The sequence below is a fragment of the Halobacterium hubeiense genome (assembly GCF_001488575.1).
Classification (GTDB): Archaea; Halobacteriota; Halobacteria; order Halobacteriales; family Halobacteriaceae; genus Halobacterium; species Halobacterium hubeiense.
This window is the reverse complement of record NZ_LN831305.1, coordinates 76,959-89,371: the sequence shown is the minus strand read 5'-3', so window position 1 is coordinate 89,371 and position 12,413 is coordinate 76,959. Positions and strand designations below refer to the sequence as shown.

Genomic DNA, 12,413 nt, shown 5'->3' with positions numbered 1-12,413 from the left:
TACAGTTGAGATATAGTAGGATTGGAGTCTTTGTTGCATCAACGGATAGAGCCGGGCTTTATTCACATCGAACCAAGAGATATGAGCAAACACTTCTGGGGATATTATAGAGTAAGCTAAGCCCGCAAACAGTCATATATACGATATTGTCACGACGGAGATTTTCAGATTGAACGCAGGTGGTCTGCGTTCGGCTGATACATTTCTCCTTTCTCTTTTTGCTTCTCTAGAACGTGTTGAGCCTTTTCAGCGGAGACTCCTCTCTGTTCGGCATGCTTGACAACTGCCTCTATTGGTGCGCCCTCATCATATTCCTCTTCAAGCTGCCCAACAATACGACAAATCACGTCCTCAGTCTCCATCTGCTCACCGGATTTCCCCTGCTCAACAACATCAGCGTCGAAACTACCAGTCTCAGGATCAACCCCGATATCCTGAAGCGCACTCCGAGCAAGTGCAACGACACGGTCAGCGTCCTCCTGATCAACAGTGTCGGAGAGACGCATTCTCGCGGAGGCTTCTGCCAACCGAACAATCGCTTCGAGCTGTCTCGCTGAAACCGGCACAGGAGCATCTTCGTCCGCCCCGTTCGACCGCAGATCCACGTAAAACTCCTCGATAGTCTCCTTTGCTTCTGGTGTCAACGTCGGGACGCAGTTCCGCCGAGCGTACGCGATATACTTCCGGAGAAGCGAAAGCTCAATCTCCGGCTCAACAGACTTCCGAAGATCATCTTCCGTCTCACTCTCCGTAGACAGATTCTGAGCGCGGAGCTCACCGACGTGGTTGACGTCGAGAATATGCGACGCAACCTCCGAATCCCCCGCCTCATCCACGCTATCGATGTGAGTGAAGATGAGATCGAACCGCGACATTAGGGCGGGCGGCAGATTGATTTGCTCTCCTAGTGGTTCGTACTGGTCGAACCGCCCGTACTTCGGGTTCGCTGCCGCTGTGATTGATGTGCGGGCCGAGAGGACATCGTTGGCGTCGCCTTTCGAGACCGAAACCGTCTGTTCTTCCATCGGCTCGTAGAGGTTGGCACTCACCTCCTCCGGCATATGATCAAGATCGTCGACTGCGAGATGGCCCTCGTCAGCCAGAACGACAGGCCCCGCCTCAAGTTCCCACGCGCTTGTCCCATCACTCGTTCGTGTAGCTGCTGCGGTTAACCCCGCACTCGTCGTCCGCGTGCCATTCGTTCGGAGCGCTTTCGGCGCGAGTTTCGTTGTCGCTTGCAGTAGCCGTGTCTTCGCCGAGCCGGGATCCCCAACGAGGAAGACGTGGATGTCCCCTCGGATTTGAGCGCCATCTGGGAGGTCCTTGTCGACACCACCGAAGAGTTGCAGAAGAAGGGCTAACTTCTGTTCCTCGTAGCCGTGGACCGACGGCGCAAACGAATCACACAGTCGCTCGATAACATCACTGGTATTCGCCAAATCCGTGATCTGCTGTTCCTCTGACGTGGAAATCTCGATCTCTTCGAGAGGGTCGGCGGGTTCGATGCTGCTCACCTCGATGTACTTATCCGAGATTGAGGCTGCTGTGTATTCACCGGGATCCTTCATCCGGACCACACCGACTACGGTAATCTGGTCGCCTGGATCAACGGTCCCTGTAATGTCGTCCTCGGCGAATGCGAGGATACTCTCGATGTCTTTGCCGTTCTTATCCCCGATTGGGGATTCACGGAGCTTGAATTTCTGCTGGTCAACCCACTTGGAACGGTCAGAATCCAGTTTGAATGGGCCTTGACGCTCGCAGGACTCGCACTGATACGGCTGCTGGAGATCCCCGTCTGTGTGTCCAGGTTGTGGGACCTCAGTTTCCATCCCACAGCGTTGGCAGACAAAGACAGCACGCTCAACGATACTCTGGGTAGAATGTGCTGTGTCGACAGTCCCGGTCACCGAAACGAGCGTGTTGATTGTCCCTGAATCGATGTCCTCCATCGGGACAGTCTCAGAGACATTGTGTACCCGAACGTGGGCCCGTCCGAGGCTGACGTCCACGGGGAGGTCGTACAGCCGGAGGGCTTCCTCGGCGGCCTCCCGGAGGTCGTCGGGGTGGTTGATGTAGTCGTCGGCCAGGTCGGGGTCCATCTGGTAGAGGTCCCGCCAGTCCAACTCGAGGGACTTCGACTCGCGGGGGTACTCGCGGGCGAGCTCCGCAACGTCGTCGCTGTAGTATCGGCGGTAGAACTCCTCGAAAAGGTCAACAAGTTCTTGATTGGCGGCCTGGGCCATACTAGCCATCTATTTGTCAATTTGGTAAATCTGCTGGACTACCTACAAGCAGACCAACTTGAGCGGTCATGGGATTGAACCCAAGCGAGAATCAAGAACCTAGTTATCGAGGTTGCTGGCGTCGAATTCCCCGGTTAGGTAGCGGCGTCCGTCCTCAGTAATTGCGTAGTATCCAGATGTTGTTTGGGTTGCGAGCCCGTGTTCAACGAGGACACTAAGGCGTTGACTTACCCAGGATCGTGAGCGGTCGATGTTGTGGCCGATTGCGGCGGGGCCGAGTTCAAGCCCGGAGTCGAGGACTTCGAGGATGCGGTCGTCAGTGGGGTTTTGCATCCAGTCTCCGGGCTGTCTCATTGTCTCTGTCCTCTTACGCCGCATTATTACTCTTGTCGAAGTATAGAACAAAACAAACGGAATCGTCTATTATACTAAACGGAATCGTGAACAGCCTTTTACCAAATTAGTTCAAACCCCCACGTAATGACAACCCCCTCCACTCAACCCCAATCCCCGCTCACCGGAATCGAAAACTCCCTATCCAATCACCGGGACCACGAACTCCTCAAAACAATTCCCCCGGAAACAGTCCTCACCATCACCTGGCAACCCACATCGTCCGACACCCCCGTCACCACAACCGCCGAGGTAACAGATACCGACACACCATCCCCACTGGTCACACTCAACCCAGAGTCCGATGACACAGTACTCCATGCAACCTGCCCTGACGACGACTCACTCTACATTGAACCAGCAATCCCGACTCAAGCCATTGACGGCGGCGAAATACGTGATGTAACCGTCCAGAGCGTTCCAGTCAACCCCCTCTATATTACCGATGATGGTGTCAACACCCCTGATCCGCTCGTCGGCAAAACCGGCTACCTCAACATTAAATCCGACACCGGGGATGCGCACCAGAAAATCACTGACCCCGGCCTCGAGGAATACGATCAACGGCTTCTCATCCCCCTCATGCCGGGAAACAATCCCCACGAGCTAGACGGGCGTGAACTCTCAGTCTGGCTGCTCAGCGAGCGACGACGCTGGTATCGCATCGTGGACGACCGCAACCACTCCCTGGACAGTTACCCACTCGTTGATCGGCCAGCCTACAGTGCAGCCGATCTGGAGGAAAATCCGTACTATGAACGCCTTGAGACCAGTGGGGAGGTCGTCCAACAACTCAAGCGCAGGGTTCGGGACGACCCCCAGTTTGGCGACGAGTCAGAGGACCGTATTGTGAAGCGTCTCATGAACATGGAATCCGACCTCCGTGGGGTCCAACTCCGTGTTGACTGTCCAAACCCGCGGTCGAAGCAATATGTGAACCCGACACTCTACCGAAATCCAGACTGGGAGACGTATGACGAAGCGGTGTCGATGATCGAAACACGACTAACGGCGGTATCAGATGCCCACCGGAACGCGACCACCGATACGCGGCAGTTGACCCAAGTCAGGCGACGGATAAACGATCTTGAAACTGCAATCGAAGACCTCCAAGAATATATTGCCGCCCCCACCGGAAAACCGACCGACACGCCCTAGCGATTACCCAGAAACCACCAGAGAGGACTCAATCGGCCAGTTGGTTGTGACAGGTGTGGCTAAGGCCACCAATCCAAAACACACCGTATCGCCAGCAGAGGCTGCATAACTCGCCACGCACAAATTGCGGGAGTAGATTTAGATACTAGACCAATCTACATTTTCAGGAAATGACCAGTGGTCAACCTAGCGAAGAGGAGGAAGAACGCACTGAGATGGACCCATGGGACGCATTTATTGAGGCATATACTGGTGTCCCGGGAGGGCTTAAACAAGCTCTAGAAGACGATGAATCCAAGTCATACACGCTAAACAAGATGCAACAAGCGAGGATAGGGATGAGCGAGCTTAACGACGATGGTTCTCCATCTATCCGCTACCAGACTAAGCGGTTTTACTCCCTCAAGAAAGAGATTGAGAACGGACCACAGACTCTTCGAGAGAAGGTACCAGATGGGTTTAGCGACGAAGAAATATTTGAGCGGATGGAGGCGGTGCTTCTGCGAAGGCCCGTTAACGACTTATTTCTCCTCGTTGGCTCACTCATCGAGACGTTGTCCATCAAGGCTGTCCTTGATAACGTGATAGACGAAAATAGAGTATCAAATAATGTAGAAGAACATGTTGAGCGTCTTCCTCAAACGGAACGCGAGTGGTGGTTGTTCTCTACGGGTGTTATTGATGCAGGTGAGAAGGGGAAAATTCGGGAAGCGTATAGACTCCGGAATAATATAGCCCACATGAAGGATTCAAGCGGGAATTTATATTCAAAATCAGATGTAATGACTGCTGTTGAAGATGCTGAGGAGGCGATTAATATTCTCCATACGAGCGTCTGGGATTTTACGTTGAAGCACAGAAAGGTCATCTCCTAATAACACCTCACTCTTTGTCTACCCGGTTCTATACGTGAGCCCGTGGGGTCACACGCGACGAAAATCCGTTTCCCGAATATGCACACGAACCGCGGTATTTCTTCACACGACGGCAGCCGCGATTCGGATGTTCAAGCGACCAATACGTGAGAAACATCACGTCGAAAATGCCGAGTTTCTGGTTGATGACGCACCGTGGCTCAAAGCGGCATTATTCGAGCTTGATCTCCGATTTCAACACGTCACACATGGAAATCGGAATGCTGTCGAACTCCTGTTTAAAGAGCTGAAACGCCGGACTGAGCAGTCCGCCACTCACTTCCGCCACGCAACTGCTGACTCTGCACAAACATGGTTGCAAACCTTCGTGTTCGCCTGGAATTAACTAATCTGAATAATGCCCGTCGTCGCAGTCCCAGCCGTCAAGGCCCGCGATACGTTCGTCGAGGTAGTAGCCGGAGAAGAGATTCGAGTTCTGATAGGGGGTAGAACCGAGTGTCGCTTGGCTCATCGTGGATAGCGTAAGAGCGGGGAGTCACACTATTGAAACTAGGGGGAACCGCTTTGGTTATTGCATTCCCACCACTGACTCAATACTCATTTGTCAGGATGGGATCCCTTTATCCACTCTTCGCGCTTCGGAATCAGCGGTAACTCGCCCTCCTCAACAAACTCCAAGAACTCAAGATCAGTCAAAAACCGGATTCCCCGCTTCACAGTGAACGACGGCGCAACTGGCGACACCACAAACCGGCGGATATTGTACTCGCCCCACGAGTCCCTGAATCTCGCCGCATCAAGGTCCTCCTTGGTTTCCCCCACCTGATACACGAAGTTCTCACCGACCTTATTAGCAAGCCACCAGTCCACGCGCTCATCAAATGCCTCTCCAGACTCAGGGAAAATTTTCTCGTTCATCTTCTCGTTGTACTTCTTCACACCGTCTGAGGCATCCATATTCACTGACGGCAGGCTGTACTTACACTCAATAAACCAGATCTCTCTGTTCGAGTTGTCTATAACGAGGAGGTCAATCTCGTGTGGCTGGGTTTTCGAGTGGTGTGCGGCGCTGTGGAATACTTGGTATCCTTCGTTAACGAGGTAATCATGGATATTCCGCTCGTACGTTGGTCTACCCCGTTCAGATTGTATGGAGTCCAAAGTCTTGTGACCCTTCCGCCCCTGTTCATCGTAGATCTGAGGGAACATCTGGAATCGGATAAACCGGGAGTAATGTCGTGGATAAAGGACGAACAGCTGGTCGTATTCAATCGCAGGGAGTGCCTGTCCTTGAGACGTCTCTTGAGTCAGTGGCAGTGCGAACAGGAACGGATGCGCAGTATCATTCCCCGGATACATCACGATGTGGTCGCGAACCTGACTCCAGTCGTCGCCGAACACAGTGTCACCAGCGTACTCTAGCTGATTCCATGTCGCGACGCCAAGCTCGCCTGTTTCATGAAGGGAGTTCAACGCGGAATCACTGAATGTGGCATCGAGTGCATCCAGCAGAGCGTCCAATTTCATCACGGTAATCGCTTCAGGAAACGATTGGTGGAACACATCGTTGAGCGCGTCTGATGATGACATCACGAACGACATCGATACGATCGGTTCGTGGAACGTCCGTCCGAAGTCGCGGACTGACTCAATCTCATCCGCAGATGGGGTATCGAAATCGTGGAATTCCAGTGATTTCTTATCAAATTTGGGCCGGTTCTCTACGTGAGCTCCGTTGAGGCTCCGCAGATTACGATCGAAGCAGTAGGCGAACTCCGAGTCGAAGATGGTGTACTGGTCGAGAAAGCTGGATTTCCCGGGCGTGGAGACACGTGGGTATGCGTATTTGAATTGGTCCTCCAGATGCTCCAGTGTTCGAAGAACTGTGAAGCGGTGGGTTAAGACGGTATCCAGTTTCGGGGGCGGGAGTTCCGTGAGATCGAGGCGCTCGTCACCAAAGTTATCCTTCGAGATCAGTTGTTTCACGAACCGGACGGAGAATACGAAATCTCGCACCGGGAAGCCCCGTTCCTCGGGATCAAGGAGGTTCGCAGCGGCTTTATTCCCGAGCCGGATGAGCGAGAGGATAAGTTGTTCTTTATCGAATTGCTGGAGGAACTCGACCATCGCCTCTTCACCGAAATGGTCGCGTAGGGCTTGGACTTCATTGCGTATCGTGGCAGGTGATTCGATAGAGAGGGAGGCGCAGTTGGGACACCGCATATCCCCGAGGTTATAGTCGACGAAAAGCGGGTTATTGCATTGCGCACAGGGCATTACTACCCGTTAAGGCGTGTCGAGGAAAAGAGTTGCTCCCAGTTCTAATTCCAACGAAGCAGTCGATTATCTGGTGAATCTAAACGAGTCTTATCGTCTCCACGATCTTCCGTTCTCGCACCCCACCCACCTCACCGTAGTATCTGTGGATAATTCACCTCCGTTCAGTCGCATATCCAGATCTCATCGATGACTCGGTCCCGATACTAACGAAACTGAACAGTCCCATTCAGGAATACCTGTGCAGAGTCTTACTCGCGTCCCCCAACCGAGCTAATCGCTTGATACCGCCGCGGTCAGCGTCTGTTGGTCTGGTGCCGCACCCGGTGGTGGCGACCCAATTCTTGCGACCGTCGACGGTGGCCTATCCTCGTCAACTCCGTCAACGTACACCCGCAGAATGTGCTCGTACTGCTCCAAGACAGGATGCGCCTCAAGCACCTCCTCGAATACCACTGGCTGTGAAAATGCCTCGACAGACGCCGCACTCGCTGTGTCCGCTCCAAGTTCGTGGGCAGCACCAAGCAACACCGCATCCCACCGCCCGTCCCCCAGCCCGGTCGCCGCAATCTCCCCATCATACGCCTCACTATACGGCTCGCTCTGCCCGTTCCCCGACACCCACCACGGCTCCAAGTACGCCCTGTACTCCCCAGGCCCAACCCGTTCGACGATATCCAACGCCCGCAACCGCTGCAGATACCGGTCAACCGAATTCTGCGACGACACATCCACGAGATCCCCACGAGAAACCGCCCCATCACTCCCCAGCAGTGCCCTCACCATCTTCTGGAGCGCCAGCTTCGGCCGCTCACCCTCGTCGAATAGCGACGGCAACAGCCGATTCGCTGGTAGCGTCGCGATCCCTCTCGCTAACGCCCCTACATCCAACTCGTCCGATGGCTCATCTCTCGACTCTAACGCCTGCATTACTGCCGCCACGTCGAACGGCGACGGCGCACGCTCCTGCGTCCCCAGCGCCGCGTGAATCACATTCACGAGCCGGTCGAGGTCCTGGCGCGCCCCAGCACTGAACCCCTTCTTCATCGCGAACGCCTCGACAATACGCCGCGTCGTCTCCGCTCCGTTTGCCACGACTACCGGCACGTCCATCACCGCTGCTTCCTCAGCTCCCTCCTGAATCCGCTCACGAACACGGTGATCCTCGACAGATAGCGCGTCCTCGATATCACTGGCGACCTCGCCACCTGTCCCGTCGACGGCGACTACCCACGAACACGTCAGCTCTGCTCGTGGATCTCCCGGGTCAATTTCGTATCCCAGCCGCCGCTTCAACTTCTCCGAGCGGTGTTCACGCTGCATCCGATAAATCGAATGCACGCCATCAGGTCCACGATAGACGCCTTGCTTCGCCACCACCGACCGGAAGAACGCAAGGAACCGACCATACCGGTCATCGTCGCGACGCAACTGCGTCGAGTCCGGCACCCGAAGATGCACCGTCAAATCATAGCCAGCAGCATGATACAACGTCGTCGCCGTCGTCGCTAACCCAATCAGCTTCGACAACAGTGCCGACCGCTGCTCATAGTCGAGGTCATCGAATCGTCCGACATCCTCCAGGAGCGAACACCGAACAGCCTCGAGGCGCTCCCGGTACGACAGGTAGTCGTTTTCCTCACCCGAACTCATCCACCCCATCTGCGCGCCGAACTTCGCGACATCCGCAAGCGCCGAGTCGAACTGGTCCGCACCCGCCCACAGGTTCTCGAGACTACTCCCCAGACGACTCCGACGCAGAATCTTACTCCACGCCCGCGACCCAAGTAAGGTTCCAACGAGACGTGCCAACGTCCCCAGCGGATTCCCCCACTCCAAGACGACTGCAACATCGTCATCGAAGGATGGCCCACCAGACAAGTACGAAACACGCCCATCATCGAATTTCTGTAGGTTCGCGTCCTCTACGACTGACACTCCCTCCGTACAGCGACCGGCCTGTAATTGGTGATGAAGTGTCGCCGGCTCAATCTCTCGAGGCGCAGTACCACCGCTGTATCGACCGAGGAACCGCGTATAGCCGTCCTCGCTGACGTCACCAGTCGTCGCGAGGAACGACTCGGCGGCAGAGACGCGGTCGTCGCCCAGCCGGTGGGAGTCCCCGGGCGGGTCTTGTTGGTGCTGGGGAGTACACTCACTTGTACCACGGTTGGGGGACTGAGTAAGACTGGCCTGAACGGGGTTCTGCACAGATCCCTTAGCGTCGACGTAGTCGGCAATAGACGCACCAAGCTCCGTTAGGACGACCCTACTGGGGCGTGTGCTGTCGTCGATAGTGACAAACCCAGCCGCTGCGAGGTCGTCGACGTACGCGTAGATGCTGCCCTCGGAGAGACTCACATCGTCGTCAGCCGCGAGGTCACCACGAGTTGCCCCAGACGCTGGGATATTCCTGAGGATACGCGTGTATCCCGTGTCTGACCACTCGCGTTCACGAAGGATGTCCCACGCCTCCCGCGCGAGTGCCGCGTCCTCTCCGGCAGCTGTGTTGGTCTTAGATGGGTGGGAGGTATCTGCGTCCTCGGTAAGATTGAGATGACAACTGGTCCAGTCAGGGTGGTCCTCGACGAGGAGTGACTCCATGCGTGGTGTCGAGAACACCAACTGGATGTCTAGGGCGTCCGAGAGGCTGTCCAGCGCGCCGAGAGACCGGGCGCGTGTCTCTTTGCGTGTCCCAACCCACTCGCCCTCATTGAGCGTCGCAGCGACCTGTGGCGTCACCTCAAGCACATCAAGGAGTGCAACCGGGCCAGCTTGGAGTGCTGCACGGCCTGCGTTGAGCAACCCACGGCCGGTTCCGATCCGCGTGAGCGACTCTGGAGCCTCGTTAATGGTGACGTCTTCCTCGATGGCACGTACGGTGAACGCCACGAGGTCACGGACCCATGCGCGGACTTCGACCGGAGCTTGGCGATCACCATCAATTTCGACAGTCTCCGGGTGGATGTCAAGTTTGTCGAGCAGCGCCGTCGCGATACCCTCGGTATTCGCATCCTCGAGGGTGAGGCTATCTTGGTCGACTGTCCATTGGGCGACGGCAGCAGCGAGCGTCGGGAGAAGGTCTTCGAGGAGGCTGGGAATCCAGCGCCGCATCTGGGGTTGGAGCCCACGATAGACAACCGTCGTCGAGAGATCCGTCTGGCCGTCCTGCTCTGGCGGAATACGCGAGATTCCGGAGTCGGCGGCCACGGGGAGTGGGATTCCAAGGGGGTCGAAGGAGTTCGTGTGCTCGGATTCCGGTTCCTCCATCCCCAAGGAAGATGAGGAGGACGTCGTCGATTCATCGTTGGTGTAGAGGTGATCGGCGGCGTTGTCAGCGCCGATGTGGCGGAGGACTGCCGCCTCGTCGATGAGCGACGATTGCGCGGCGTCCTCGAGAGAGTCGTAGTCGGCAAGAGCGTCGTCAACGGTGGCGCGGTACTGGTCGCGAGCACGTGGATCGCTCCGGCTGGCGAGGATCTGGGTGCGCTTCTCGACGAGCGCGTCGCGGTCGGTGCCCTCGGCGAACTTGCGGAGTGTGCGAGTCCTGTAGGTGGTCCGACAGCGAGGGCAGTCTGTGGTCTTGCGGCCGGCGGCGGTGAGCCAGAGCTCGCTACAGTGCGAGCAACCGACGAGCCAGATGGTGTGGTGTCCGGACATGGGGCGTCTGTCCGGGAAGTTGCGTGCTGACGACTCCCGAGTTAGTCGTCGTACCCAGGACCGTTCGCGTTCGAAACCAGCCGGTAACGACTCTCGGCCAAGAGAATCGCGGAGCCACGGCTGGGGGCGAAAGCTATTAGGTCATGGGCCTGCGAGAACCAAGTGTCTAGGTGGGTTCTCTTACCGTCGGGGACTAGCCATCCTCGGCGGCGAAATTTTATTTCGCCGACCAGAGGCATCCCCGACGACTATGGCACGTCGTGCGGTTAGCCTACCTTGGTTGCGTAGCCTTTACCACCCCGCCCATAAAAAACTACGTCGGACATCTCTCGATCACTTTTTGCGTGGATCGCCGACAGGCACGTCGCCGTACTCCGGACAAGAGACCCAGCCCTGGCCAAAAGCAGCGCCAAATCCCTCGTCTGGCCTCCACTCATGCTCCTCGCCACAATTCGGGCACTCCACGAACGGCGGGTCGATCTCAACCGCCTCTTGTTCCATGTAGTGGTTTCCTTGGTATGCCTCGCAGTGCTGGCAGACGTTTCCCCACACCTCTTTTTCAAGCGTGTTACTGTAGACACGTTCGACAGGAGTATCGTACTTTGCAAGCACGCCGCCAATAGGGGTGTTGAGATGGTCGTCGCGGGGCCAGACTATTGGCGTCTGCTCACCGCACTGCCAGCACTCGGTCTGCCACGTCAGTAACTTGTCTTGATCGACAGAGAGGTCATCAGGAAGCATGTCGCCTCGCTGTTCGCCACCGGCATATTTGATTGCTTGGCCCCGTTGACTTCTGCAAGTGCCGATCACTCTTGAACGCTCAATTGCTAAATGTATATGTGGTAGTACTGACCCCAACAGAATTTTGCCGAGGGAATTGAATCAGTTGTATGGAGAAGCGTTCCGGGTTAATTGGGGAATTAAATCCACCAGACATCGAAGTCCCCGAATATCAGCAAGTCCTTCGTAGTCGAATGGTTGCTATTTCTAAACTACTTTCCGAGCTAACCGTTATCCGACGTGATTTTGTCCGAGAAAAAACACGGCAATTGAGTCGTGAGAACGAGGATATTCCGGGCAGCTTCTCTACAGGGAGTCTCGAAATCGAGGTAGTTTCACCACATGATCGGCGACGAACCGACATTGATCGAGAATTAAAAAAGAACGTGTCTGACGCGGTTGAGAAGACTTCAGAATATCAAAATATCACAAGAGAAATCGATGAATGTATCGATGAGATAGACCAGCTTTTCGAAGAGATTGAGCGTGAGGTTTGCAATGATGACCTAACGGCTAGAGAAAATCTCCGACGGTTGTACGTACTTCTAGGAGAGAATGTGTTATCTAGCCGTCTAGCAGATTTAGCTGATTGTTCGATTGGTCACGTCAAACGATACGAGTTCAACCCAGAAGAGGGAGTAACCGAATATAAAGAATGGGCGAAAGAACGGCGAGACGAGCAGGTTCGTCCCCGAAAAAAGAAGAAAATTATCAAACGGGATGGTGGTTGCCGAAAGTGTTCTAAGGAAGGTGTTGACGAACTTGAGGTACATCATATTATTCCGGTCTCCCAGGGAGGGTCAGATAGCGAGGACAATTTAGCCATCTTATGCGTTGATTGTCATAAGACGGCTCATGATTCGCCGGGAAATGGGAGCGTTTGCTACTCAAATAAAGAGGGGTTCTTGAAATGGATTAGAAAACCCTGATGAGATTCACCGAGGAGGAAATACCATCCTGTGACCTCGGCTCAACTGTGCTATTGTATATCCCTGCCCGAAGTTTGCTCGTAGACGTAAAATTG

At 55.2% G+C, this 12,413-nt stretch carries 9 protein-coding genes; 3 read left to right on the top strand and 6 right to left on the bottom strand.

All coding sequences use genetic code 11. From position 1 onward, the window contains the following. Window positions 1-164 precede the first annotated feature (164 nt). The gene (locus HHUB_RS15840; RefSeq protein WP_059059186.1) at window positions 165-2,246 is read right to left on the bottom strand and encodes a minichromosome maintenance protein MCM; all 2,082 of its coding nucleotides are present in this window, start codon (window positions 2,244-2,246) and stop codon (window positions 165-167) included. 99 nt (window positions 2,247-2,345) lie between these two features. After that, window positions 2,346-2,600 (bottom strand): winged helix-turn-helix domain-containing protein, encoded by a 255-nt coding sequence (locus tag HHUB_RS15835; RefSeq protein ID WP_059059238.1) that lies wholly within the window; start codon window positions 2,598-2,600, stop codon window positions 2,346-2,348. A gap of 126 nt (window positions 2,601-2,726) precedes the next feature. Here HHUB_RS15835 and HHUB_RS16930 point away from each other — a divergent pair, with 126 nt between their 5' ends. Further along, on the top strand, window positions 2,727-3,797 hold the full coding sequence (locus tag HHUB_RS16930; protein ID WP_157534038.1) for a hypothetical protein: 1,071 nt from the start codon (window positions 2,727-2,729) through the stop codon (window positions 3,795-3,797). Between the two features lie 215 nt (window positions 3,798-4,012). After that, complete coding sequence (locus HHUB_RS16925; protein WP_157534037.1) at window positions 4,013-4,672, top strand: hypothetical protein; 660 nt, start codon at window positions 4,013-4,015, stop codon at window positions 4,670-4,672. A 385-nt stretch (window positions 4,673-5,057) separates the two neighbouring features. On the opposite strand, the gene HHUB_RS17560 is transcribed toward HHUB_RS16925, so the two are convergent. From HHUB_RS17560 to HHUB_RS15815, 4 genes are all read right to left on the bottom strand, one after another. Next, a complete protein-coding gene (locus tag HHUB_RS17560; RefSeq protein ID WP_272948293.1) occupies window positions 5,058-5,183 on the bottom strand; it encodes a hypothetical protein in 126 nt (41 codons plus the stop codon). A gap of 86 nt (window positions 5,184-5,269) precedes the next feature. After that, a complete protein-coding gene (locus HHUB_RS15825) occupies window positions 5,270-6,949 on the bottom strand; it encodes a hypothetical protein (RefSeq protein ID WP_059059183.1) in 1,680 nt (559 codons plus the stop codon). Between the two features lie 273 nt (window positions 6,950-7,222). Continuing rightward, window positions 7,223-10,609 carry a DUF5817 domain-containing protein gene (locus HHUB_RS15820; protein WP_059059181.1) on the bottom strand — a complete coding sequence of 1,129 codons (3,387 nt, stop codon included), beginning with the start codon at window positions 10,607-10,609 and terminating at the stop codon, window positions 7,223-7,225. A 333-nt stretch (window positions 10,610-10,942) separates the two neighbouring features. Beyond that, window positions 10,943-11,350: a hypothetical protein gene (locus HHUB_RS15815; RefSeq protein WP_059059179.1), complete on the bottom strand. Its 408-nt coding sequence runs from the start codon at window positions 11,348-11,350 to the stop codon at window positions 10,943-10,945. 149 nt (window positions 11,351-11,499) lie between these two features. Here HHUB_RS15815 and HHUB_RS16420 point away from each other — a divergent pair, with 149 nt between their 5' ends. Next, complete coding sequence (locus HHUB_RS16420; RefSeq protein ID WP_082687326.1) at window positions 11,500-12,318, top strand: HNH endonuclease; 819 nt, start codon at window positions 11,500-11,502, stop codon at window positions 12,316-12,318. The last annotated feature ends 95 nt before the right edge of the window (window positions 12,319-12,413 follow it).